This window comes from Dermacoccus abyssi, assembly GCF_003515945.1.
GTDB classification, from domain to species: Bacteria; Actinomycetota; Actinomycetes; order Actinomycetales; family Dermatophilaceae; genus Dermacoccus; species Dermacoccus abyssi.
Genome location: NZ_QWLM01000010.1, coordinates 93,318 through 117,033 on the forward strand (window position 1 = coordinate 93,318; position 23,716 = coordinate 117,033).

A 23,716-nucleotide genomic window follows, 5' to 3' on the forward strand; every position below is an offset into this window, starting at 1 on the left:
CCACGAGTGGCTGCACCAGCTCGTCGGCGACTGGCAGCTGCTCGCGGATCTGTCGTTCTCCGACCTCGTGTTGTGGGTCAGCACGGACGAGGGGTGGCGTGCCGCCGCTCACGTGCGGCCCACGACAGGTGTCAGCATCTTCGCCGAGGACCTCGTCGGCGTGGTGCCCTCTCAGGAACTCGCCGCGCGGCTGACCCGCAGTTCTGTCTCCGGGCAACGGACGTCGTCCGATGAGGACGACGACGGGCAGCCTGTCACGGTCGAGACCATCCCGGTGCGACGGACGATCACCACGGTGGCCGTCCTCAGTCGACACATGATCCGTGGCAACGTCGGACGCCGCGGGCGCTTGGAGAGCCGCTACCTGGGGCTGTCGGACGCGCTGCTGACGATGGTCGCCGACGGAACCTTCCCCGACGGAGGGGGCGCCTCCACTGGCCGTGGCGGTGCACCCCGAGTCGGTGACGGTGTCATCGCGCTCGACGAGGGCGGTCACATCACGTACGCGAGCCCGAACGCCGTCTCGGCGCTGCGGCGCCTCGGCATCGAGACGAACGCCCTCGGCCTTCGGCTCGGTACGGCGTTCGAGGAGCGCGGCGTGACGTCGGCGGAAGCCCCTGTGGAGGGCGGCGTCGTGCTTGCCGGTCGTGCGCCGTGGCACGCCGAGTTCCGCAAGGGGTCGGCCGCGCTCATGGTGCGAGCCGTGCCACTCATCGCCGAGGGGCGCCGTTTCGGGGCGGCGCTGCTGCTTCGCGACATCACCGAGCTGCGCCGCCGCGATCGCGAGCTCATCACGAAGGACGCGACGATCCGTGAGATTCACCATCGGGTGAAGAACAACCTTCAGACGGTTGCGGCCGTCCTGCGGCTGCAGGCGCGGCGCCTGCCGGACATCGAGGCACAGCGGGCGCTCGCGGATGCCGGCCGTCGCGTCGCGGTCATTGCGGCGGTCCACGAGACGTTGAGCGCGGGATTCGGCGGAGCGGTCGACTTCGACGAGGTGGCCGAGCGAGGACTCACGACCGGTGTCGACGTGGCACGGCTGCCGGACGCTCCCGTCGAGGCGCGGCTCGTCGGTTCCTTCGGGGTGCTCTCGAGCGAGGACGCTACCTCGTTGGCCATGGTGCTCGGCGAGCTCGTACAGAACGCGGTGGAGCACGGCCTCGCGGAGCGCGGCGGACGGGTGACGGTGGAGGCGCGTCGTGACGGCGACGGCCTCGACGTCAGCGTGGTGGACGACGGGTCCGGCCTCGTCGCCGGGGAAGGCGTGGCCGGGGGAGCGTCGGGTCTCGGTACTCAGATCGTGCGCACCTTCGTCCAGGACCTGCACGGAACGATCGAATGGGCTGCCGAACCGGGAGGCGGCACGAGGGCACGGTTCAGTGCACGGCTGCGTCCGCTCGATGCGTCATCGGGGGGAGGGGACGCGAAAACGGGCGGCCATCGTGATGATGGGCCGCCCGCTGAGACGCGATGAGAACGATCAGCTGGCGCGGCGCGCGCGAGCGTTGCGACGCTTGAGAGCGCGTCGCTCGTCCTCCGAAAGGCCGCCCCAGACACCGGCGTCCTGACCGGACTCCAGTGCCCACTTCAGGCACGTGTCGATGACTTCACAACGACGGCAGACGGCCTTGGCGTCTTCGATCTGCTGCAGGGCCGGGCCGGTGTTGCCGATCGGGAAGAAAAGCTCCGGGTCCTCGTCCAGGCACGCAGCGCGATTGCGCCAATCCATGTGGCATTGCTCCTTGAGTCTCCGCTGAAACCGGCGGGGTCGGTGCGAACGATGTCGGGGTGCCGACGGTCCGATGCGCTGTGCGATGCATCGAAACGATGATCGTTTGGGGCGCGGGTGGGCGTTCCCCTATAGGTTCACACCTGGCCCGGCGTACGCACAAGGGGTTTCGACGAACTTTTTTGTTCGATTGTGTGAGTTTCTGATCACATGTCGGCTCGCAGAGGGTGCCACGTACAGTTTACGGCGTGACGCGAAAACCCCCTAATGCCTCAGAACTGCCCGACGAGACGCCATCCCGCACACCTGCGCGATCGAATGATGCAGCCTGGCTCGTCAGTGCCGCCGGCACCGGCCTTGCCGTGCTCGCGATGCTCGTCATGGCGGCGATGTCGGCGTACGGCGTGATCAACGGGGAGGCCAGTACCACGACCCGCGCCCTCACGGAGGCCGCTGTTCTGGTCGTCCTGGCGGCGGGCGTGGCGTTGCTCGCGATCAACCTGCTTCGTCACAAGAGCCTGGCAAAGACCCCGACGTTGCTGTGGAACGGCATGCTCGTGCCGGTCTCGTTCAGCCTCATCAGCGGGGGAGCCAAGCTGTTCGGCGTCGCGACGCTCGTTGTTGCGGTCGTCTCGTTCGTCGCGGCGCTTACGCTGCCGCGCTTCGACCCGGACGAGGACGACGAGGCGGACGCCGTTCTCTGACGCCCGGTCGACCATGCAGCGTGTCAGGCAGAGGCGCTGCTCGACGTTGACGACGAACTGCTCGACGAACTGTTCGAGGAGGGGCTCGCGCTCGACGACTTGGTCGGCGTCTTGGCCGGCCCGCTGGCCTTCACCTTGTTGCCGAGCAGTTGAACGAGCTTGGGCACAACCGTGTCGCGGTAAGCCTTGCGGGCGCTCGCGTGGTCGTCTCCGAGTGAGGAGAACCCGATGCCGGAGAACGAGATCTGGCCCGCGGCATCACCGTTGGTGAGCAGGACGTGTGTGGTCGTGCCGTCGCTGAAGGAGTCGGCCACACCGTTCTTGCCAGGTCCGGCGAAGGTGTAGATACCGGGGTTCTTGGCGGCACGAGCCTGGTGAGCCTTCTTGTCCGCGTCCCAACCCTTCGTGACGTCGGCCTTTGTGCCGAAGCGATCGAACTCGATGACGATGCGGCTGCGGTTGTCGCTCTCCTCTCCCTTGACGGTGAGAGTGAGCGTGCCGTCCGAGAAGTCGGCCGACCGAAGACCCGGCACGATCGAGCGCAGTTCCTCGGTAGCTAGAAGGGTCGACTCCTTGGGGAGCGCGGACTTGTCGATCTTGCCCTTGCCGTCGAGGCGCAACGTGATGGCGCTCCCCTTGGGGGACTTCGGGGAGGACGAGGTACTGCTCGACGAGGATGAGCTGCTCGAGGTCGAGCTGGAGGACGTGCTCGAGGTACTGCTCGGCGTCGACGTGCCGGGCGTGCTCGTTTCGGTGGCGATGGCCGGCGCGGCGATGAGGGCGCCCGTGAGCGCGACGGCGGCGGTGATCTTGCGCGTACTCGTCATGGTGACAGGGTGTCACATTCACCCGGCTCGCCCGGGGACACGAAGTGCAGGACGTGCGCGTGCGGCAGAACGAGTCCGCGTCCGGGCGGCATGGCTGCGGGCACCTGTGCCGGACGGAGACCCGCGAGGGAGTACTCCGTTTGGTCGTTCTGACGCAGGACGATCTTCACCTCGAGGAGCGCCGCGAGCTTGGACGCGAGAACCAATCGCGCTCCCGTGATGACGAACACCCTGCGGAACTGGTGCGCGCGCTGCACGTGCCGCAACATCTCGTCCGCCGCGAGCCCGTGGTTGATGCGCATGAGGCTGTCGTTGAGGGCTTCCCAGCCGTCGACGACGATCGCGACGCGCTCCGCGACCGGGCTCGGCTCGTTGAGGGCGGTGAGCAGGCGTACGACGTCGTCCGGATCGTCAGCGGCGAAGTGGTCGTCGACGGGGAAGCTCGGGACGTCGCCGACCCACCAGGTGCGTTCGCCCGTCGACCGTCTGGCTCTCGCAATCGTCATGGCAGCGTGTGTGCGCCCGCTGCGAGGAGCCCCAGCGATGCCGATGTGTTCGGTGCCGGCTCCTGAGAGGACCGGTTGCGATTGATCGTGCGGGAGGTCGACGACGGCGATCGGCACGCTGTTTCGCGGGCGCTCGCCTGCTTGGGGGCGCGCGAGCAGGAGGTCGGGCCAGCGCACTTCGCCCATGGCGAGGTGGGCAACCGACCTGGTGTTTTCGCACAGGGGCGGGAGCACCGGGCGGCGCGGAGCAGGTAGGTGCGTGGCGGCAGCCTTGGCTTCGGCGACGAACGTTTCCAGGTCGTTCGTCGTGGAATGGCCCACCGGCCGGCATCCGGGGCACTCGGGCTCGGCAGCAAGGGGGCCCGGTGCGCGGAGATCGACCGCGTGAACGTGGAGTGGGGGTTCGTCGGTGTGGAGCATGCGTGGCGCGCCGGTGAAGGCCGTCTGCAGCTCGACAGGGGTCGACCCGCCATGGGCGAGGAACGCTCGCCCGGGATGGCGAGGCGAAATCGCTGCGGCGGCGGGGGAGTCGATGACGTCGATGCTGTCGGAGCGTTCGCGGACACGCAGTGCGACCCGTACGTCCAGGTTGGCGCGCATGTCTGCGGTGACGGCGCCACCGGGGCGCTGGGTGGCGAGGACGAGGTGCATGCCCAGCGACCGACCGACAGCCGCCAGCCGCACAAGGCCTGCAACGAATTCGGGCAGTTCCTCTGCGAGGACGCGGAACTCGTCGACGATGACGAAGAGACGCGGCAGCGCCGTGGCACTGTTCGGTGGGGTGGCTCGATACGCCGTGTAGGAGTTGTACCCGGCGGCAGCCAACGTGTGCTCGCGTCGTTTGATCTCCGCCTGGAGCGCGGACAGAGCCCGTTCCGCGAGGGAGTTGTCGAGGTCCGTCACGAGACCGACGACCTGGGGAGCGTCGACGAGCGGGCCGAAGGTGGCTCCGCCCTTGTAGTCGATGAGCAGTGCGGTGACGTCGCCAGGCCCGTTGAGTGTGAACAGGCCACGCAGGTAGGCGAGGAGGAACTCGGACTTGCCTGCACCCGTGGTGCCGGCCACGAGGGCGTGTGGCCCCGAACGGACGAGGTCGAGGTGGACGGGGCCGGTTGCCCCGAACCCGACCGGGACGGCGGTGGACGGTCCGGCCGCCCATGCCCGGGCGACGTCTTCAGGCAGGAGACTGTCGGCGGGCACCGTCGTCGGAATGGACGAACTCGTGCCTCGGCGTGAGGTGGTCGCCCACCGCCGCGCGAGCCTGGTCGTCGTGACGAACCACGAACTGATCGGCTCGTCGAAGGTGAATCGGTGCCCGGTCGGCAGCAAGGAGGCGTTGTGGCCGTGGCGGACCGTGACGACGAGATCGGTCGGCCCGCTTGAGCCGCGCCTCTCGCGTTGCATTCCGGGCGCCGACGGTCCGACCCAGACGAGAACCCCCGAGGCCACGGGGAGCCAGCGTCTCAACGCCTCGCGTGCGCCCTCGCTGCGCGCGTCGAGGACGAAAACCGGAAGCTCGTCGCCGGTGTGACCGGGTCGGGCGGCCCGCTCTGCCAGGTCCTGTTCCGTGTCCTCGGGTAGGGCTGCTCCCACCTCGAGGCGAGCTGTGTCGCGGCACCACGTCCACCGCGCACCCTCAGCCATGTCCGTGACGACGTGGAGGCCGCAGGCGCCGGGTACGCCTTCGACGAGAAGCCGGGCGACGACGTGTTCCATGCAGGCACCCAGCGAGGCGGCGTCACAGTCGAGATGGAGCAGGTCGCCAGAAGTGAGGGCCACCGCAACGGGCGCGTCGTCAAGGGTGAGGTCACGTGTGACGCCGTCATGGGTCACGGAATGGATCGACGGAGACGTTCCGTGTCCGAGACGCAGAACCAGGGGCCAGCTGCGTTCACCCGACGCGATGCCCGGCCGACGCCCCGCCGCGACGTCGGTGAGAACGTCCGGTGGCGGGAGCCGTGCGGTGCGCTCGAGGCGCTCGCGGTTCAGGAGGTCGTCGATTCGTCGCCCGGTATCCGCCTTGGATCGCGCGTACTCACGAGCGGCCGCTCGTCCTCCGAGCCGACCTCGTCGTCGGTCGTCGAGATACGTGAGGCCGATGGTCAGGGGCCCGATGAGCATGAACGCCAGCATGAGGGTGGAGTGCAGAACGACGGCCATGACGAGCGCCACCGGCACAGAAGCGAGTGCTGCCACCCACCGGAGCGGGCTGCGGGGCGGGGCCGTGGGACGTGAGGGCCACTCCAGCCGGGTGGGCGCCAGTTCGAGGCGGTTCGTCACTGGAGCGGGGATGCGCAGTGTGCCGTCCCCTCGGGCTTCCACCGCTACGGGCTCGAGCGTGGTGTCGAGTCGGATGCGCGTTGCTCCGAGGCGTAGATGTTGACCGATCCGCCACACGCAGGGCTCACCCGGATCCAATGCCCGGGCATCGAGTGAGGTGCCGTTGGAGCTGCCTTCGTCGCAGACCTCGACCGAGCCGCGCCGCACGATGACGCGAGCGTGTGTGCGGGACACGAGCGGGTCGTCGGTGAGAAGCGGGTGGGCGCGGCCCAAGATGTGCTCACCCGAAGGAAGCGGGCACGAGCGTCCCTGACCCGGCCCGGCGGACACCACCAGTCGAAGCGGAGTGGGAACCGAGTTCGTGATGGTCGTGCGCTGCGGCTCGAGGAACGCGCCGTCGACGAGCGGAGCCTCGCCGAGGCGGAATTCGTCGTCGATGTCGATGTCGTCCACTCGAAGTCTCTTGCCGACGAGAGCCGGGCCGAGGTGTTCGCGCAGCGTCGTGAACTGTGTGCCCGCGGGGGCCTCGATGTCGAAGACGCGGGTGTGGGCTTGGTCGGGGTTCGCGAGCGCGAGACGCAGTTTCACCTTCATGGTGACCAGCGTGTGCCGAACCCGCGAGCCAGCAACAGAGCCAATTTCTTCCTGTGGATAACTCCGAGAAAGCGAATGGTAAGAATTTGGTAAGAATTTCGGCTAAACCCCCGCTCGGTTCCGCCGGAGCCTTTGATGGCCGCCAGGAACGAATCGACTCGACGAGCGAGTCGGCGGGAGGTGACCATCCATGGCTATCGGTCTCATCGAGGACGAGGTCCGTGAGCAATTGCGCTCGCGTGCCGTCGATCCGAGCACCGAACCGGAGAAGGTCCGCTCGATCATTGCGGAGATCGTGTCAGCCACCGAGCTCGCTCGCGCACGAGCCGGGCTCCCGGCGCTTCCGAGTGCGAAGGACGAGGCCAAGGCCGTGTTCGACGCGGTGGCGGGTTTCGGGCCTTTGCAGCCCTATCTCGACGACCCGTCCATCGAGGAGATCTGGCTCAACGAACCGGCCCGCGTGTTCGTGGCACGCTCGGGAATCCCCGAGCTGACGAACACGATTCTCACGCCCGAACAGGTGCGCACGCTGGTCGAACGAATGCTGCGCTCGTCCGGTCGTCGCTTGGACCTCAGCGCTCCGTTCGTCGATGCAGCTCTTCCGGACGGATCACGTCTGCACGTCGTCATCCCCGATGTCACCCGCGAGTTCTGGGCGGTGAACATTCGCAAGTTCGTCGCCACGAGTCATTCGCTCGACGATCTCGTGCGTCGCGGCTCGTTACCGTCGGGGCTCGCGAAGATCCTGAGCGCATGTGTCCGCGCGGGTCTCAACGTGCTCGTTTCGGGGCAGACCCAGGCCGGCAAGACCACCATGCTCAACTGCCTGGCGAGTGCCATTCCGCCGACCGAGCGGGTCATCACCTGCGAGGAGGTCTTCGAGGTCCAACTCGCGGCGCGTGACTGGGTGGCGATGCAGTGTCGCCAACCCAACCTCGAGGGCAACGGCGAGGTCACGTTGCGCATGCTCGTCAAGGAAGCACTGCGCATGCGCCCCTCGCGTGTCGTCGTGGGGGAGGTGAGGCAGGCCGAGTCGCTCGATCTGTTGTTGGCGCTCAACAGCGGTCTGCCGGGCCTCGCCACTCTGCACGCCAACTCTGCCCGTGAAGCCCTGACGAAGCTGTGCACACTTCCGCTGTTGGCGGGCCCCAATATTTCTTCGTCGTTCGTTGTCCCGACGGTCGCCAGCGCGGTGGACCTCGTCGTCCACCTCGGCCTCGATCGGCACGGGCGCCGCTCCACCCGCGAGGTGCTGCGCGTGACCGGCCGCGTCGAAGGAGACACCGTGGAGACGATCAGCCTTTACGAAGAGGGGCAGGACACCTACCCACGGCTGCTCGCGGCCTTCGACGGCGAACCCCGCTTCGCACGGGCGGGTATTGACCTGGCTGCACTGGCGCGGGAGCTGTCGTCATGACGGCGTTGTTGTGCGCCGCGGCGGTCGGCACGGGTCTACTGCTCATGTGGAGTGCCTGGAGCGCGCCTCAGCCCGTGGCCCCGGTGGCATCTCTACGCCGCTCACGTCAGTACGAGCGCGTGCGTGAGCAGTTGACGCTCGCGGGATTTCGCGAGCAGGGGGTCGGAGCCGTCGTCGCGGCCTCGATGCTCAGTGCCCTCGTCGTGGGTGGCGTCGTTTTCGTCGCCACCGCAGTTCCGGCTCTGACGTTGCTCGGTGGTGCCGTAGGTCTCTACGCGCCGTGGATGTTCGTGCGTCACCGCGCCGTCGTCCATCTTCGGGCTCGGCGTGAAGCGTGGCCGGACGCTGTCGATCACGTCGCCTCCGCGGTACGCGCTGGCCTCTCCATTCCGGAAGCTCTGCGGCAACTCGCCCACCACGGTCCCGAGGTGTTGCGGGAGGACTTTGCCGCCTTCGCCCGGCACGATGCCGCGCACGGCCGCTTCGACGTGTCGCTCGACGTGCTCAAGAGCTCCCTCGCGGATCCGGCCGCCGACCGGCTCATCGAGTCCTTGCGACTCGCCCGCAACGTCGGAGGATCCGACGTCGGACGTCTGCTTCGCACACTCAGCTCGTTCCTGCGCGAGGACGCCGCGACACGCACTGAGTTAGCTGCCAAACAGAGCTGGACGGTGAGTGCCGCTCGCCTGGCGCTCGCGGCGCCTTGGCTCGCTCTCGTCGTGGTCGGTTTCCGCAGTGGCGGACTCGACGCCTACCGCTCCAGCACGGGAGTGGCCGTTCTCGTGGTGGGCGGCATCGTCTCGTGGATTGCCTACCTCGCCATGCGCGCCATCGGTCGGCTGCCGACAGAGGAACGAGTCATGCGATGAGCACCTACGCAGCGTGGTGGCCGGCACTGTGCATCGGTGCCGGGCTACTGCTCATCGGTACATGGCTCGTGCGCCCGCGAACGTCACTTCTCGAGCAGCGCCTCACCGGCATTCTCACCGGTGACCGAGGTCCAGGATCACGCCGTAACGCACGAGCTCTGCTCGACTCCGTCGCTTCGGGGCTCGGGAGGGTCCTCGGAGGCGCTGACCACGTGCGCTCCCGACTCGAGCGAGCCGGGCTCGCCCCGGACGTTCAGATGTTCCGCACGAGCCAAGCGGTATGGGGCATGACCGGCTTCGCCGCCGCATGCTTGGTGTTGCTGGTGGGTGGGTCGTCTTCGCAGTCCGGGCCGGTGGGCGCTACGGCTCTCATTCTGCTTGCGACGGGGCTCGGTGTCGTGCTTCGCGACCAGGTGTTGACGCAGCAGGCGACCCGTCGCGAGGCGCGCATGCTCACCGAGTTCCCGTCCGTGGCCGACATGCTGGCGCTCGCGGTAGCGGCAGGGCAGGGGCCCCTGGGCGCCCTCGAGCACGTGACCCGCCTGTGCAGCGGCCCGCTGTCGGACGAACTGCGTCGCGCTCTCGACGAGACGCGGGCAGGAACGCCACTGGCGCGGTCGCTCACGGGGGTCGCTCGGCGAACCAACGTCATGGCGGTCAACCGCTTCATCGAGGGCGTCATCGTCGCTCTCGAGAGGGGGACCCCACTTGCCGACGTTCTTCGGGCCCAGGCTCAGGACGCCCGTGAAGCCGCCCGTGGGGAACTCATCGAATCAGCTGGGCGCAAGGAGGTCCTCATGATGGCGCCCGTCGTCTTCCTAGTGCTGCCGATCACCATCCTCTTCGCCGTCTATCCGGGCATCGCCGCCCTGGACCTCAACCTCTGACCCCACCCTGTCGGAACTCCTCACCGACACCCCACCGGAAGGAACACACCATGTCTCATCTCGTCTCAGCCCAGCGCCGAGTCCGCCGAGCCGCCGGCAACGTCATGACACGGCTGACAGGCCAACCGGATCGCGGCGACGTGCCCGGTTGGGTGCTGGTCACCCTCATGACCGCGGGCCTCGTCACACTCCTGTGGCAGACGGCGGGGCCCCTGCTCAAGAACATGTTCACCGCCGCGATGAACAAGGTCTCCGGAGGATGAGTCGACGCCCGGAGCGTCGCGTCGCCGCGCTCTCCGGGGACGAAGGCTCGGCCGTGGCTGAGTACACGATGACGATGGCGCTCATCGTGGGCGTGTTCCTCGTCGTCTGCCAGTTCGCCTACGCCACCCACGTCCGTTCGACCCTCACCATGGCAGCAGCAGAGAGTGCCCGGTACGGCGCTCGGGTCGATGCCGGTCCCGGCGTGGCACAGGAGCGCGCCCGCGACCTCGTGTCCGATTCCCTCAGTCCGCGTTACGCAGGATCGATCTCAGCGCATCGCAGCAGTGCGGAGGGGCTCGACGTCATTCGGGTGGACATCGACGCGCCCGTTCCCGTGCTCGGGCCGTTCGGTGTCGGGCTCACGCTGCACACCAGCGGGCGCGCGATCGTCGAGGAGCGTTCCTCGTGAGCGTCGAAAGGACTGTCGGTCACGACGTCGTCGACCGCCACAGTGAAGAAGGTTCCGCTCTCATCGAAACCATCGTCGTCATCGCAGTCTTGCTCCTGCCGCTCGTGTGGGTCGCGACCGCGCTCCTGCGTGTGGAAGCGGCCTCGTACGCGGCACGTCAGGCCGCTCGCGAAGCGGCGCGCACCTACGTCACGTCATCCTCCAGCGCGGCAGGTGCTGCCCGCGCGAACACAGCAGCTCGGATCGCCTACGCCGACCAAGACGTGCCGGTCGGATCGACGGCAGTGACATGCACCCTCAGCCCTTGCCTGACGCCGGGTGCCTCGGTGCGGGCTTCCTCGCGAGCGACGGTGACGTTGCCGTTCGTGCCGAAGTGGCTCGCCGGGGCCGCGAACCTTCAGGTCACCGTGTCGTCGTCCCACGAACAGAAGGTCGAACAGTACGGGGGCCAACGATGATCCGTTTCCGCGCGCCATGGATGTGCTTGCGAGCGTCGCTGAGTCGCCGCACCAAGGCTGCTGTGGCCGACGAGACCGGAGGTATCGGCTTGCTCGGTCTCGGTCTCAGCGTGTGCGTGTGCATGCTGCTCGTCGGGGGAGTGAGCGTCGCATCCGCGCAGATGGCTCGCCTCGACGTGCTCGATGCAGCCGACCACGCAAGCGCAGCGGCCGCTGACCGCATCTCCCTGGCCGGCGCCTATACCGAGGGAGTCGACAACGCCACGCTCGATGCCGACGCGGCCACGGCGGAGGCGGCACGCATCGTCGCTTCCACACCCTTGCCCAAGCACGTCACGTCGTGGCGCGTCAGCGGCGTCGAGGTCGTCGGCGAGCAGGTCACTGTTCGAGTACGCGCCGTCGTGCGTCCGCCGGTCGTCGGATCGGCCATGGCGGCTCTCGGTGAACCCATGACCGTGGACGTCGTCTCACGTGCTGACGCCCATCTGGAGCGGTGAACAATCGGTTGGTTGGGGAGTCGGGCGTCATAACGGATACCCTGGAAAGCGTGGCTGTCGACTTTCCTACCGAAATCAAGAACCTGCGCTCGACGATGGCGTCCGTGCGCGAGGTGCTCGACCTCGAGAAGCTGAAGAAGCAGATCGCCGACCTCGAGGAGCAGTCTGCCGCCCCCGACCTGTGGGACGACGTCGAATCGGCCCAGAAGATCACCTCCGCCCTGTCTCGCGCGAACGCCGAGAAGGACCGCGTCGAGAACATGGACGCCGCGATCGACGACCTCGAGACCCTCGTCGAGATGGGTACCGAGGAGAACGACGCTGACACGATGGCCGAAGCCGAGCGCGAGCTCACGAAGCTGACGAAGGCCGTCGGCGAACTCGAGGTTCGCACCCTGCTCAACGGCGAGTTCGACGAGCGCGAGGCCGTCGTCACCATCCGCGCCGGCGCCGGTGGCGTCGACGCCGCCGACTTCGCCGAGATGCTCATGCGCATGTACCTGCGCTGGGCCGAGCGTCACGGCTACCCGACGAAGGTCATGGACACCTCCTACGCCGAAGAGGCCGGTCTCAAGTCGGCCACGTTCGAAGTGAACGTGCCCTACGCCTTCGGGAATCTCTCGGTCGAGGCCGGCACTCACCGCCTCGTGCGCATCTCGCCGTTCGACAACCAGGGCCGCCGCCAGACGTCGTTCGCCGCCGTCGAGGTCGTGCCGCTCATCGAGACCACCGACACGATCGAGATCCCGGAGAACGAGCTCAAGGTCGACGTCTTCCGCTCCTCGGGCCCCGGTGGTCAGAGCGTCAACACGACCGACTCGGCTGTGCGCATGACGCACATTCCCACCGGCACTGTCGTCTCGATGCAGAACGAGAAGAGCCAGATCCAGAACCGTGCTGCCGCTCTGCGCGTCATGCAGTCGCGCCTGCTGCTCATCAAGAAGCAGGAGGAAGCCGCGCAGAAGAAGGAACTGGCCGGTGACGTCAAGGCCAGCTGGGGCGACCAGATGCGCTCCTACGTCCTGCACCCCTACCAGATGGTCAAGGACTTGCGCACCGAGCACGAGGTCGGCAACACGAGCGCCGTCTTCGACGGCGACATCGACGGCTTCGTCGAAGCAGGCATCCGCTGGAAGCGTGCTGCGGACCGCGACGACGACTGACCTCACCGACGGGACCGAGAGCACTCCACACCACGATGATCCGATTCGACGACGTCTCCCTGACGTACGACAAGAACCAAGCCCCGGCGCTGGAGCACGTCAGCTTCAACATCGCGCGCGGTGAGTTCGTCTTCCTCGTCGGCGCCTCCGGTTCCGGCAAGAGTTCGCTCATGCGCCTCATGACGCACGAGGTCGCGCCCACCGACGGCGAGATCCACGTCGCCGGGCGCGAACTGCGCAACATGCCGCGACGCAAGGTCCCGAGCCTGCGACGCGACATCGGTGTCGTCTTCCAGGATTTCCGTCTCCTCGAGAACAAGACGGTCGAGGAGAACGTGGCCTTCGTCCTCGAGATCCTCGGACGTCGACGCGGCGCCATCCGCCGGGCCGTGCCCGAGTCGCTCGAACTCGTCGGGCTGGCGGAGAAGGCCAAGCGCTTCCCGCACGAGCTCTCCGGCGGTGAGCAGCAGCGCGTGGCGATCGCCCGCGCCGTCGTCAAGCAGCCCGCCATCCTGCTCGCCGACGAGCCCACCGGAAACCTCGACCCCGCGAACTCGGACGACGTCGTCGGGGTGCTCGATCGCATCAACCGCACGTCGACCACGCTCGTCATGGCCACGCACGACAACAGCCTCGTCGACCGCCTGCAGCGTCGCGTGCTCGAGATGAAGGACGGCCGTCTCGTGCGCGACTCCACCGGTGGTTACCGAGCCGAAGCCCTCGAACCGGACCTGGGTGAACTCGGTACGCGCAGCGCCTACCGCGCGGCGCACGGATCCCATCGTCTGGAGGAGACGCCGTGAGACTTCGTTTCCTCACCTCCGAGGTGTGGCAGGGCGTTCGACGCAATACCTCGATGATCGCGTCCGTCGTGCTCGTCTCGATGGTCTCGCTGTTCTTCGTCGGTTCCGGCCTGCTCGCCCAGCGTCAGGTGGACCAGGCCAAGGGCGACTGGTACGAGAAGGTCCACGCCTTCGTTTTCCTGTGTACCGACTCGGACACGAACGTCGCGTCGTGTGCCGGGGGAGAGGCGAGTACAGCCCAGACCGAGGCGGTCAAGAGCAACCTCGACAACCTGCGCCCACTCGTGACGAAGGTCGACTACAAGACGAGCGAACAAGCCGTCGCGATGTTCCGCGAGCAGTACAAGGACTCGCCGTACGTCAGCAGCGTCGACGCGAAGTCGATGCCGGCGTTCTACGAGGTTCGCCTGTCGGATCCGCAGCGCTTCGACGAGATCGCGAGTGGATTCCAGGGCATGCCCGGCGTCGCGCACGTGAGCAACCTGCATCAGGTGCTCGCGCCGTTCTTCTCCTTCCTCAACATGCTCGGTGTGGGTTCGGCCATCATCGCCGGTCTCATGGTGGTCTGTTCCATCCTGCTCATGGTCACGACCATCCGGCAGGTCGCGTTCACCCGCCGCCGCCAGGTCGGCATCATGCGACTCGTCGGTGCCTCGAGCGCCACCATCTATCTGCCGTTCGTCGCGGAGGTCCTCATCGCCTCCCTCGCCGGTGCGGTGCTCGCGTCCGGCCTGTTGTGGGCGATGGTGCACTTCGGCGTGAGTGGGCTCGCGAGTTCGGGCGGCGGCTTCGTCAATCTCATCGGTGACAGCGACGTCCTCGTCGTCGTCCCCTGGCTCTTCCTGGGAGCCTTCGTCCTCGCTGTCTCGACGTCGTGGGTGACGCTGCGTCGTTATCTCAAGGTCTGATGAACGTGGGTGCACTCTCCTCGCGACGCTCTCGCGCGGCTGCCTCGATGGCCGTCGTCGCGGCCCTGACGCTGGGCGCCGGCTCGGCGGCATTCGGCGACGACGTCGACGACAAGATCAAGGCGAGCAAGTCCGAGATCGACGACCTGTCGAAGGAACTGACGGCCGCGGATGCGAAGCTCAAGAAGACCGACGCCGCGGTCGCCGCCGCTCACAAGAAGGTCACGACGGCACGGTCCAAACTGACGAGCGCGCAGCAGAAGCAGACCGACGCCAAATCCGATTACGACCTTGCGAAGGCCGACGAGGACGCGTCACTCAAGGCGCTCGCCCGCAACCGCACCGATCAGGCGGCCGCTCGGACGCAGGTCGGTGGTCTCGCGCGCAACGCCTTCGAATCCGGTGGCTTGGGTGACCTCACCTTCACCGTCCAGGTGCTCACCTCGAAGACCGACGTCACGGGCTCCATGGCGCTCGCCGACATCGTCATGCGACGCCAGCAGGGCGTCATCACGAACCTCAAGAGTTCCGCGGCCGCCGGGCAGAGCGAAGCCGCGCGTCTTGCCGAGGTCCGCCGCAAGGCGAGCCTGGCGAAGACGAAGCAGGACGCCGCCGTGGCTGCCGCGTCCGCGGCCAAGAAGCAGGCCGACACCGCCGAATCTGACCTCAAGACGGTCCAGGCGACGCAACAGAGCGACCGAGCGTCACTGGCCAAGGAGAAGAAGAAGGAAGAGGCGAAGCTCGCGGCCCTCGAGGCGGAGAGCAACCGACTCAAGAACATCACCTCGACGAGCGACAACCTCGACCCGAGCGTCACGAAGCTGACGAACGAAGGCGGCTTCCTCGCCGCACCCGGACCGGCGTCCTCGATCGTGTCGCCGTACGGCTATCGGTTCCACCCGGTGCTGCGGATCCAGAAGCTGCACGAGGGCGACGACTACCCCTTCGCCTGTGGCACCCCCGTGTACGCGTCGGGTGACGGCACCGTCATCGAAGCGAACTACAACGGGATCTCGGGCAACCACGTCTACATCAGCCACGGAACCGTCAACGGCGTACAGCTCACGACGGCGTACATGCACTTCACGAGCCTTCGCGTCAGTGCCGGGCAGAAGGTCAAGAAGGGCCAGCAGATCGGTGTCTCCGGCATGACCGGGCGCGTCACCGGATGCCACCTCCACTTCGAGACCCGAGAAAATGGTGTCGCAGTCAGCCCGCGCAAGTGGGTAGGGTGACGAGCTGACGGGCGCAGTACGGGACGAACACGAGACGAGGAGGTGAGCCGCATGCCCAAGGAGAAGGGCACGAAGGTCATCGCGAACAACAAGAAGGCGCGCCACGACTTCCACATCGAGGACACGGTCGAGGCCGGCCTCTCCCTCATGGGCACCGAGGTGAAGAGCCTGCGCATGGGTCGGGCCTCGCTCGTCGACGGCTACGTCCTCGAACGTGACGGTGAGATGTGGCTCGAGAACGTCCACATCCCCGAGTACATGCAGGGCACGTGGACCAACCACTCGGCGCGTCGGCGGCGCAAGCTGCTCCTGCACAAGGCCGAGATCATCAAGTTGGCCGACAAGGCGCAGTCGAAGGGCTACACGATCGTGCCCTTGTCGCTGTACTTCAAGGACGGGCGCGCCAAGGTCGAGATCGCACTGGCCAAGGGCAAGCAGCTGCACGACAAGCGTCAGACGCTGCGTGAGCGTCAGGACAACCTCGAGGCCCAGCGCGAGATGCAGATCCGCCTCAAGCGCGGCGGGTGACCCGTTCGCCCCTTCGTTCATGCCCCTTCCTCGCTCATGGCAGGGTAGGGGCATGAGCCGTTTCTCGGGGATGTTGACGACGTTGGCCGCAGCCTCGACGCTCGTCGGGGTGAGCGTCCTGCCGGGGGCGCAGGCGGCAGTGGCCGCCGGCAACGAGAACATGCGCATCAGTGCCTACGACATCGACTACGACCTCAAGCGTGACGGCGCCGTCGACGTCACGGAGAACATCACGGTCCGCTTCGACGACAACTCCCACCACGGGCTCGACCGGTTCATCATCACGGCGCAGGGCTACAACGACGAGAAGCACCGTGTGTACCCGCTGACGAACGTCAAGGTCACCTCCAGCACGGGTGCGCCCTCGGACGTCGAGAAGTCGGCCGACGGGGCGGCGACGCGACTGCGCATCGGCGACGCCGACCGCACTGTCAGCGGGGTGCAGAAGTACACGATCACCTACCGCCTCGGCGGCGTCGTCAACAAGCAGCCGAACGGCTCCACCGAGTTCTACATCAACGCAATCGGCCAGCAATGGGGCATTCCGATCGACAAGGCGAACGTCACCCTCAAGGGCCCCGCCGCCGTCAACGATGCGAAGTGCTTCTACGGCGCGAAGGGCTCCAAGCAGACGTGCCAGGCCACGAGCGGCGAGCAGGCCACCTTCTCGGCGCGCTCCGTGGGCAACGGCGAGGGCATGTCCATCGTGTCCGCCATGCCGACGAGCGCCTTCACGAACACCGCGCCGATTCTCGAGGACGGCTCTGCGGTGGAGGCCTACGGTTCGGGTGGTCCGTTCTCCCAGAGCACGCGCAAGAACCTCAACCTCGTCGGCGGCGCAGGCACCGTGGGCGTGGCGGGCCTTGCCGGAGCCTGGATGCTCGCGCGGCGGCGCAAGACCGGCGATCAGCGCTTCGGTGGGGTGACGCCCGGTGAACTGCCCGCCGACGGACAGCGCTACGACGTCGTGCGTGGCCCGGAGCCGGAGGTCGCCGTCCGTTTCGACCCGCCCCGGGACACGACGCCCGGGCTCATGGGCACCATCATCGACCGCAGCGCGGACAACCGTGACGTCGCCGGCACGATCGTGGATCTGTCCGTGCGTGGCTACCTCACGATGACCGATCTCGGCGACAAGGACTGGCTTCTCACCGCCCAGAACCCGCCCGGCGGTGATTCGCTCCTGCCGTACGAGGCCACGTTGCTCAACGCCGTCTTCGCCGGCGGCACGGAGGTGAAGCTCTCGGATCTGCGCAACGAGTTCTCGGGCCACCTCGCCGAGGCCAAGGAGGGGATGTACCGCGAGACGCTCGAACGCGGGTGGTTCGACGAGTCGCCGGCCACCTCACGCGCGAAGGCGATGGGACTTGTCGTCGGTTTCTTCGCACTAGCACTCGTCTCGTTCTTCGTGGCCAGTGCGCTCAACCTCAACGGTTTCCTCTTCGGTGCGGGCTTCGCCGCTGCGGGCGTTTTCGCGCTGTTCCTCTCGCGCAGTGCGGGTGCGCGAACTCCCGTGGGTTCTGCCGTCTACGACCAGTCACGCGGGTTCGAGCTGTACCTCAAGACCGCCGAGGCGAAGCAGTTCAAGTTCGAGGAAGCCGAGCAGATCTTCAGCCGCTACATGCCGTACGCCGTCGTGCTCGGGCTCGCGGAGCGCTGGGCCAAGGTCTTCGGTGAAGTGGCCGAGGCCGCTGCAGCTCAGGGCTATCCGTTGGCGATGCCGTACTGGTACATCCCGTACGGCGGCTACGGGGGTTTCAGCGGTTTCGACGATCTCGGTTCGGGCCTCGACTCCTTCGGCGAGGCCGCCTCGGCGGCTCTCAGTTCGACGCCCGGCTCCAGTGGGGGCAGCGGCTTCTCCGGCGGCGGAGGCTTCTCCGGCGGTGGTGTGAGCGGCGGCGGTGGCGGCGGCTGGTGACGTAGCCGACCGACCCGCCCCAGGCATGACGAAGGGGTGACCATCGAATCCGATGGTCACCCCTTCGTCGTGCACTGTTCGGTCGTCACTCCAGGACGAGGACGAGGTCACCGCCTTCGACCTGCGTCTCGTGCTTGAGCGCCACGCGCTTCACCGTTCCGGCGACGGGCGCTGTGATGGACGCCTCCATCTTCATGGCCTCGATCGTCGCGACGGTGTCGCCCGCCTCCACCTCGTCGCCCTCGGAGACCGTGACCGACACCATGCCCGCGAACGGCGCCGGCACGTGGCCCGAGTTCTTCGGGTCGGCCTTCTCCACCGCGTCGACGTCGACCTTGACCGACTCGTCGCGCACCTGAACGGGACGGAGCTGGCCGTTGACGGTGGCGAGCACCGTGCGCATGCCCCGTTCGTCAGGTTCGGAGACGGACACCACGGACAGCAGGATGCGCTTGCCGGGCTCGAGGTCGACCTCGTGCTCCTGGCCCGGCGCGAGGCCGTGGAGGAACTCCTTCGTCGAAAGCACCGACAGGTCGCTGTAGAGCTCGCGGGCGCGCTCGAAGTCGCTCGTCGGGCCGGGGAAGAGAAGACGGTTGAGCGTCGAGCGCGGATCGCGAGCAAGCTCCTGCTCGTCCTCCTCGGACAGCTCTTCGACGCTCGGGCGCACCGTGCGGCCCTCGAGCGCCTTGGTGCGGAACGGCTCCGGCCAGCCGCCGGGCGGGTCGCCCAACTCGCCGCCGAGGAAGCCGATGACCGAGTCGGGGATGTCGTAGTTGCGCGGGTTCTCCTCGAAGTCCTTGGGGTCCGCGTCGGCGCTCACGAGCGCGAGCGCGAGGTCACCGACGACCTTCGAACTCGGGGTGACCTTGACGACGTTGCCGAGGATGTCGTTCGCCGCGGCGTACATGTCCTCGATGGCCTCGAACCGGTCGCCCAGACCGAGCGCGATGGCCTGCTGACGCAGGTTGGACAGCTGACCGCCGGGGATCTCGTGCTTGTAGACGCGGCCTGTCGGAGCGGGCAGGCCGGACTCGAACGGCTTGTAGAGCGTGCGCACGGCCTCCCAGTACGGCTCCAGATCGCACACGTTCTGCAGATCGAGGCCGGTGGCACGCTCGGTGCCGTCCGTGGCCGCGACGAATGCGGACATCGAGGGCTGGCTCGTCGTGCCTGACATCGAGGAACTTGCGACATCGACGGCGTCGACGCCGGCGTCAACGGCCGCGAGCAGTGTGGCGAGCTGACCTCCTGCCGTGTCGTGCGTGTGCAGGTGCACCGGCAGGTCGAAGCGCTCACGCAGCGCCGTGACGAGCGTGCGAGCGGCAGGCGCGCGCAGCAGCCCGGCCATGTCCTTGATCGCGAGAACGTGCGCGCCCGCGTCGACGATGCGCTCGGCGAGCTCGAGGTAGTAGTCGAGCGTATAGAGCTTCTCGCTCGGTGAGGTGAGGTCACCCGTGTAGCACAGGGCGACCTCCGCGACCGACGTTCCGGTGGCGCGCACGGCCTCAATGGCGGGACGCATCTGCTCGACGTCGTTGAGTGCGTCGAAGATGCGGAAAATGTCGACGCCGGTGCGCGCGGCTTCCTGGACGAAGGCGTCCGTCACCTTCGTCGGGTAGGGCGTGTAGCCGACGGTGTTGCGTCCGCGAAGCAGCATCTGCAGCGGAACGTTCGGCATCGTCTCGCGCAGCTTGGCGAGGCGCTCCCACGGGTCCTCCGACAGGAAGCGCAGGGCAACGTCGTACGTGGCGCCGCCCCAGGCCTCCATGGAGAGCAGTTCCGGCGTCATGCGAGCGACGTAGGGGGCGACGTGGACGAGGTCGCGGGTGCGGATGCGTGTGGCCAGGAGTGACTGGTGCGCGTCACGCATCGTCGTCTCGGTGACGGCGACCGCCGTCTGCTCACGCAGTTGGCGGGCGAACTCATCGGGGCCGGCTGTGAGAAGGCGGTCGCGCGTGCCCGGGGGCACCGGGGTGGTGACGTCGAATCTCGGCAGCTTCTCGCGGGCCGTGACGGTGAGCGCCGAACGCTCACCGTACGGCTTGTTCACCGTGGTCTCGGCGAGGTAGGTGAGCAGCTTCGTGCCGCGGTCGCCCGGCGTGCGCGCGTTGAGCAGGTCGGGGCGCTGTTCGATGAACGACGTCGTGACGTGTCCTGTGATGAAGGCCGGGTCGTCGAGCAGGGCCTGGAGGAAGGGGATGTTCGTACTCACGCCGCGGACGCGGAACTCGGCGAGGGCGCGACGGGCCCGACGCACCGCGGTTGCGAAGTCGCGACCGCGGCACGTGAGTTTGACGAGCATCGAGTCGAAGTGGGCGCTCACCTCGGCGCCCATGTGGATCGTGCCGCCGTCGAGTCGGACGCCGGAGCCACCCGCCGAACGGTAGGCGGTGATGGTGCCGGTGTCGGGGCGGAAGCCGTTGGCCGGGTCCTCGGTCGTGATGCGGCACTGGAGGGCGGCTCCACGCAGGTGAATGTCCTCCTGGCGCAGGCCCAGGTCGTCGAGGGTGTCGCCGGAGGCAATCCGCATCTGGGCGGCAACGAGGTCGACGTCCGTGACCTCCTCGGTGACCGTGTGCTCGACCTGGATGCGCGGGTTCATCTCGATGAAGACGTAACGCCCGCTCGGGTCGAGGAGGAACTCCACCGTGCCCGCGCACGAGTAGTCGATCTCCTTCGCGAACGCGACGGCGTCGGCGCACATGCGTTCGCGCAGTTCGGGGGAGAGGTTGGGCGCCGGTGCCATCTCGACGACCTTCTGGTGGCGTCGCTGCACCGAGCAGTCGCGCTCGAAGAGGTGGACGACCTCGCCGGACTGATCGGCGAGCACCTGCACTTCGATGTGACGTGGGTCGACAACGGCTTCCTCGATGAAACACGTTGCGTCGCCGAAGGCGGACTCGGCCTCGCGCATCGCGGCCTCGAGGTTCTCGCGCAGTGCTTCGGGCTTCTCGACGCGGCGCATACCTCGTCCGCCGCCACCGGCGACGGCCTTGACGAAGACCGGGTACCCGAGTTCGTCGGCTCCGCGCACGAGTTCGTCGATGTCGGACGACGGTGGCACGCTGCGCAGCGTCGGCAGGCCGGCGCGCTTGGCGGCCGCGATGGCGGTGGCCTTGTTGCCGGTCATGTGCAGCACGTCCGGGTGCGGGCCGATGAACGTGATGCCAGCGTCGGCGCACGCCTCGGCGAGCAGTGGGTTCTCGGAGAGGAATCCGTACCCCGGGTAGACAGCATCGGCGCCCGATTCGCGCGCGACGCGGACGATCTCGTCGACATCGAGGTAAGCGCGCACGGGGTGGCCGACCTCGCCGATCTGGTAGGCCTCGTCGGCCTTGAGGCGGTGCTCGCTGCCACGGTCCTCGTGCGGGAACACAGCGACGGTGCTCGCACCGAGTTCGGTGGCGGCGCGGAACGCACGGACGGCGATCTCGCCTCGGTTGGCCACCAGGACCTTGCGGAACATCAGTAGTCTCCGTTCACGGGGATGTCGGACGGATCAATCCTACCGGCCGGGCACATCGCGTCTGCCCCGAATCTGCGCGCAATACCGACCAATACTGAACACATGCGCACAGCGCCTCACGCCCATGCGAAGGGCGCTCGCGGTCTGCCGCAGAGGTGCACTCCCGCCGCGGGCGGAGCGCGGGTCCCCAATCGCGGACAACGACGCTGCGCTGCTGTTCACCCTCGAGCTGTGAACCCAGGCGTGTGCGTCATTTGCGAGCCGGAGCCGGCGCTGCGGAATGAAGTCGCGACGTCGCTCGTTGATGGCTACAGTGGTGTTTCGCGGTGCGAGACGCCGCACACAACTCCACAGTGCGAACAGCTACTCATGGGGATGATCGGTTTCGACATCGGTCGCCGTCCCAGGGGAAGCGGGCCGAGGATGCAGAGTTATCTCGTTAACGCCCTCTGCAAACCAATAGGTGCCGATTCCAAGCGCACCGACTTCGCCCTCGCCGCCTGAGCGAGCCCGAAGTCTGTCAGCCTGAGCTAGTTCTCGACTCAGTGTCTGGCATCAGCTAGAGAACTTGCTGCAGCGTCATGTCGAGGGGCGCTGCGGGACTCTTACTCGACTGGGCCTGTCACGGAATGTGTGCGTACCAGCCGTGGGGCCGAGAAAATCCTCATACGCACTGCGCCCGGAGAAGCCCTGGATCGCCGTCGATGGACGGGGGTTCAATTCCCCCCATCTCCACCACCCCATCAGCTGTTCCGCTGTGGCTACGCCGCAGTCCGGTTCGTCCGGACTGCGGCGTCTTTCATGTGCGCGTCGGCTTCTCTTCTGCTCTATGGCCGTTCACGTCCGTCCCTGCGTGCAACCTTCCTGACCGGAGGAAGTTTCCGCACCGCAAGGATGAGAGTTGGAGGCTCTCGGCGTCGTCCGTCCGGTATTGATTTCGCGGATCACAGGCACGGCAGCCTTCGCACGTTCGGCTTCGGCAGCGCCAGGGGGCAGTGACCCCGGATGGCGCGGCGGTGTACGTCATGACCCGCGCGTCCGGTGCCGCTTTTGGGCGACACCGGACGCACGGGTCGGATCCCGCGTCACCCATACTGGTCCGATGCGAGCGCCCACGAGAGTCGTCCGCGCAACGGCAAGGGTGCTGTTGCCCGCAGCCGTCGCTCTTCAGAGTCTGTTGCTCTATCTGCCGGCTTCGGGTGAGGGATCGTTGCCCGTCGGCGTGGACAAGGTGGCACATGCGGGGATGTTCGGGGGAGTGGCGATCCTCGCCCTTGTCGCAGGCCTGCCGTGGCTCCCGGTGCTCCTCGCCGCCTACGCCCCGATCAGCGAACTGCTCCAGGGGCTTCCCGTGGTCGATCGCGACCCGGATTGGCGCGACATCGTGGCGGACATCACGGGAATCGTGGCCGCTGTGGGCCTCTTCGCGGTCTGGCGCGGCCGCGGCGTCCGGTAGACTTACTCCACCATTGATCTTGCGTTCAGTTGGTTTGCTTTCGGTTTGAGCGCGTTGCACAGCTACTCCCTGTGACGGCGCGTGGTGGTGAGAGTAGGCCCGTTTTACGAGCGTCGCACTTCGGGTGACGACGTGTGTGTGAGCGCCGAGATCCCACGAAACAGCGCCGACCCACCTGGCACGCAACAGATCGCGACACCCCCATTCTTAGACGGGGTGCGCCCGCGTGTTCATCTTCGGTGCTTTGCAACCGAGAGTGAGTGAACTCATGGCTCCCAAGCCCAACAATTCAGGTAACAAGAAGCCCCGCTGGTCGCACGCCGACAAGCAGGGAGCGCGCCGCACGAGCGCGCGCAACGAGTCCAACGGCCGCCGTGACGGCGGCTTCAACCGCGACGAGCGTGGCGGCCGTGACTTCGGTGGTCGCCGTGACGGTGGTTTCCAGGGGCGTGACGAGCGTCGTGGTGGTTTCAACCGTGATGACCGTGGTGGTCGTGACTTCGGTGGCCGTCGTGACGGTGGTTTCCAGCGCCGCGACGAGCGTGACGAGCGACGCGGTGGTTTCAACCGTGACGAGCGGGGCGGTCGCGATGGTGGCTTCGCGCGTCGTGATGACCGTGGTGGTCGTTCCGGTGGTTTCAACCGTGATGACCGTGGTGGTCGTGACTTCGGTGGTCGCCGTGACGGTGGTTTCCAGGGCGTGACGAGCGTCGTGGTGGTTTCAACCGTGATGACCGTGGTGGTCGTGACTTCGGTGGCCGTCGTGACGGTGGTTTCCAGCGCCGCGACGAGCGT

At 67.3% G+C, this 23,716-nt stretch carries 21 protein-coding genes and 1 other RNA gene; 18 read left to right on the forward strand and 4 right to left on the reverse strand.

Annotated features, from left to right (window positions below; genetic code table 11):
• Positions 1-10: 10 nt before the first annotated feature.
• Positions 11-1,477: a sensor histidine kinase gene (locus D1832_RS09740; protein ID WP_118913685.1), complete on the forward strand. Its 1,467-nt coding sequence runs from the start codon at positions 11-13 to the stop codon at positions 1,475-1,477.
• A gap of 6 nt (positions 1,478-1,483) precedes the next feature.
• Here the strand turns inward: D1832_RS09740 and D1832_RS09745 are convergent, their stop codons facing one another.
• The gene (locus D1832_RS09745) at positions 1,484-1,732 is read right to left on the reverse strand and encodes a WhiB family transcriptional regulator (protein WP_006943843.1); all 249 of its coding nucleotides are present in this window, start codon (positions 1,730-1,732) and stop codon (positions 1,484-1,486) included.
• A gap of 248 nt (positions 1,733-1,980) precedes the next feature.
• Here D1832_RS09745 and D1832_RS09750 point away from each other — a divergent pair, with 248 nt between their 5' ends.
• Positions 1,981-2,436: a hypothetical protein gene (locus D1832_RS09750; protein ID WP_147362670.1), complete on the forward strand. Its 456-nt coding sequence runs from the start codon at positions 1,981-1,983 to the stop codon at positions 2,434-2,436.
• A gap of 23 nt (positions 2,437-2,459) precedes the next feature.
• Here D1832_RS09750 and D1832_RS09755 read toward each other — a convergent pair whose 3' ends face one another.
• Together D1832_RS09755 and D1832_RS09760 are read right to left on the reverse strand one after the other, a co-directional pair.
• Complete coding sequence (locus D1832_RS09755; protein WP_118913687.1) at positions 2,460-3,263, reverse strand: hypothetical protein; 804 nt, start codon at positions 3,261-3,263, stop codon at positions 2,460-2,462.
• Complete coding sequence (locus tag D1832_RS09760; RefSeq protein ID WP_118913688.1) at positions 3,260-6,643, reverse strand: FtsK/SpoIIIE domain-containing protein; 3,384 nt, start codon at positions 6,641-6,643, stop codon at positions 3,260-3,262. Before D1832_RS09760 ends, D1832_RS09755 begins: the two co-directional genes overlap by 4 nt.
• Positions 6,644-6,833: 190 nt before the next feature.
• Here D1832_RS09760 and D1832_RS09765 point away from each other — a divergent pair, with 190 nt between their 5' ends.
• From D1832_RS09765 to D1832_RS09825, 13 genes are all read left to right on the forward strand, one after another.
• Positions 6,834-8,060, forward strand: coding sequence for a TadA family conjugal transfer-associated ATPase (locus D1832_RS09765; protein WP_118913689.1), 1,227 nt, complete (start codon positions 6,834-6,836; stop codon positions 8,058-8,060).
• Positions 8,057-8,929: a type II secretion system F family protein gene (locus D1832_RS09770; RefSeq protein ID WP_118913690.1), complete on the forward strand. Its 873-nt coding sequence runs from the start codon at positions 8,057-8,059 to the stop codon at positions 8,927-8,929. The genes D1832_RS09765 and D1832_RS09770 overlap by 4 nt, the downstream gene beginning before the upstream one ends.
• Positions 8,926-9,816 carry a type II secretion system F family protein gene (locus D1832_RS09775; protein ID WP_118913691.1) on the forward strand — a complete coding sequence of 297 codons (891 nt, stop codon included), beginning with the start codon at positions 8,926-8,928 and terminating at the stop codon, positions 9,814-9,816. Before D1832_RS09770 ends, D1832_RS09775 begins: the two co-directional genes overlap by 4 nt.
• 50 nt (positions 9,817-9,866) lie before the next feature.
• Positions 9,867-10,079, forward strand: a complete 213-nt coding sequence (locus tag D1832_RS09780) for a hypothetical protein (protein WP_118913692.1) — start codon at positions 9,867-9,869, stop codon at positions 10,077-10,079.
• On the forward strand, positions 10,076-10,489 hold the full coding sequence (locus D1832_RS09785) for a TadE family protein (protein ID WP_118913693.1): 414 nt from the start codon (positions 10,076-10,078) through the stop codon (positions 10,487-10,489). Before D1832_RS09780 ends, D1832_RS09785 begins: the two co-directional genes overlap by 4 nt.
• On the forward strand, positions 10,486-10,947 hold the full coding sequence (locus D1832_RS09790; RefSeq protein WP_118913694.1) for a pilus assembly protein: 462 nt from the start codon (positions 10,486-10,488) through the stop codon (positions 10,945-10,947). The genes D1832_RS09785 and D1832_RS09790 overlap by 4 nt, the downstream gene beginning before the upstream one ends.
• 62 nt (positions 10,948-11,009) lie before the next feature.
• Positions 11,010-11,444 carry a hypothetical protein gene (locus tag D1832_RS09795; RefSeq protein ID WP_147362671.1) on the forward strand — a complete coding sequence of 145 codons (435 nt, stop codon included), beginning with the start codon at positions 11,010-11,012 and terminating at the stop codon, positions 11,442-11,444.
• Between the two features lie 50 nt (positions 11,445-11,494).
• Positions 11,495-12,607, forward strand: coding sequence for a peptide chain release factor 2 (prfB, locus tag D1832_RS09800; RefSeq protein ID WP_047311930.1), 1,113 nt, complete (start codon positions 11,495-11,497; stop codon positions 12,605-12,607).
• Positions 12,608-12,642: 35 nt separating this feature from the next.
• Positions 12,643-13,410 carry a cell division ATP-binding protein FtsE gene (gene ftsE, locus D1832_RS09805; protein WP_118913696.1) on the forward strand — a complete coding sequence of 256 codons (768 nt, stop codon included), beginning with the start codon at positions 12,643-12,645 and terminating at the stop codon, positions 13,408-13,410.
• Positions 13,407-14,318, forward strand: a complete 912-nt coding sequence (ftsX, locus tag D1832_RS09810) for a permease-like cell division protein FtsX (RefSeq protein ID WP_047311932.1) — start codon at positions 13,407-13,409, stop codon at positions 14,316-14,318. Before ftsE ends, ftsX begins: the two co-directional genes overlap by 4 nt.
• Before the next feature lie 5 nt (positions 14,319-14,323).
• Entirely contained in the window at positions 14,324-15,553 is a 1,230-nt protein-coding gene (locus D1832_RS09815) for a M23 family metallopeptidase (RefSeq protein ID WP_047311933.1), read from the forward strand.
• 51 nt (positions 15,554-15,604) lie between these two features.
• Positions 15,605-16,081 (forward strand): SsrA-binding protein SmpB, encoded by a 477-nt coding sequence (smpB, locus tag D1832_RS09820; protein ID WP_047311934.1) that lies wholly within the window; start codon positions 15,605-15,607, stop codon positions 16,079-16,081.
• A gap of 52 nt (positions 16,082-16,133) precedes the next feature.
• Positions 16,134-17,999 carry a DUF2207 domain-containing protein gene (locus tag D1832_RS09825; RefSeq protein WP_182434743.1) on the forward strand — a complete coding sequence of 622 codons (1,866 nt, stop codon included), beginning with the start codon at positions 16,134-16,136 and terminating at the stop codon, positions 17,997-17,999.
• An 85-nt stretch (positions 18,000-18,084) separates the two neighbouring features.
• Here the strand turns inward: D1832_RS09825 and D1832_RS09830 are convergent, their stop codons facing one another.
• Positions 18,085-21,465 carry a pyruvate carboxylase gene (locus D1832_RS09830; RefSeq protein ID WP_118913699.1) on the reverse strand — a complete coding sequence of 1,127 codons (3,381 nt, stop codon included), beginning with the start codon at positions 21,463-21,465 and terminating at the stop codon, positions 18,085-18,087.
• 371 nt (positions 21,466-21,836) lie between these two features.
• Here D1832_RS09830 and ssrA point away from each other — a divergent pair.
• From ssrA to D1832_RS09845, 3 genes are all read left to right on the forward strand, one after another.
• Positions 21,837-22,203: a transfer-messenger RNA gene (gene ssrA, locus D1832_RS09835) on the forward strand.
• Between the two features lie 364 nt (positions 22,204-22,567).
• Positions 22,568-22,921: a VanZ family protein gene (locus D1832_RS09840; RefSeq protein ID WP_129664445.1), complete on the forward strand. Its 354-nt coding sequence runs from the start codon at positions 22,568-22,570 to the stop codon at positions 22,919-22,921.
• A 410-nt stretch (positions 22,922-23,331) separates the two neighbouring features.
• A complete protein-coding gene (locus D1832_RS09845; RefSeq protein ID WP_182434744.1) occupies positions 23,332-23,625 on the forward strand; it encodes a hypothetical protein in 294 nt (97 codons plus the stop codon).
• The last annotated feature ends 91 nt before the right edge of the window (positions 23,626-23,716 follow it).

Bases quoted from the DNA above. Each gene is read 5' to 3' on its own strand.
- D1832_RS09745 (WP_006943843.1), bottom strand. From the start codon at position 1,732: ATGGATTGGCGCAATCGCGCTGCGTGCCTGGACGAGGACCCGGAGCTT.
- D1832_RS09755 (WP_118913687.1), bottom strand. From the start codon at position 3,263: ATGACGAGTACGCGCAAGATCACCGCCGCCGTCGCGCTCACGGGCGCC.
- D1832_RS09760 (WP_118913688.1), bottom strand. From the start codon at position 6,643: ATGAAGGTGAAACTGCGTCTCGCGCTCGCGAACCCCGACCAAGCCCAC.
- D1832_RS09765 (WP_118913689.1), top strand. From the start codon at position 6,834: ATGGCTATCGGTCTCATCGAGGACGAGGTCCGTGAGCAATTGCGCTCG.
- D1832_RS09770 (WP_118913690.1), top strand. From the start codon at position 8,057: ATGACGGCGTTGTTGTGCGCCGCGGCGGTCGGCACGGGTCTACTGCTC.
- D1832_RS09775 (WP_118913691.1), top strand. From the start codon at position 8,926: ATGAGCACCTACGCAGCGTGGTGGCCGGCACTGTGCATCGGTGCCGGG.
- D1832_RS09780 (WP_118913692.1), top strand. From the start codon at position 9,867: ATGTCTCATCTCGTCTCAGCCCAGCGCCGAGTCCGCCGAGCCGCCGGC.
- D1832_RS09785 (WP_118913693.1), top strand. From the start codon at position 10,076: ATGAGTCGACGCCCGGAGCGTCGCGTCGCCGCGCTCTCCGGGGACGAA.
- ftsE (WP_118913696.1), top strand. From the start codon at position 12,643: ATGATCCGATTCGACGACGTCTCCCTGACGTACGACAAGAACCAAGCC.
- smpB (WP_047311934.1), top strand. From the start codon at position 15,605: ATGCCCAAGGAGAAGGGCACGAAGGTCATCGCGAACAACAAGAAGGCG.
- D1832_RS09825 (WP_182434743.1), top strand. From the start codon at position 16,134: ATGAGCCGTTTCTCGGGGATGTTGACGACGTTGGCCGCAGCCTCGACG.
- D1832_RS09830 (WP_118913699.1), bottom strand. From the start codon at position 21,465: ATGTTCCGCAAGGTCCTGGTGGCCAACCGAGGCGAGATCGCCGTCCGT.
- D1832_RS09840 (WP_129664445.1), top strand. From the start codon at position 22,568: ATGCGAGCGCCCACGAGAGTCGTCCGCGCAACGGCAAGGGTGCTGTTG.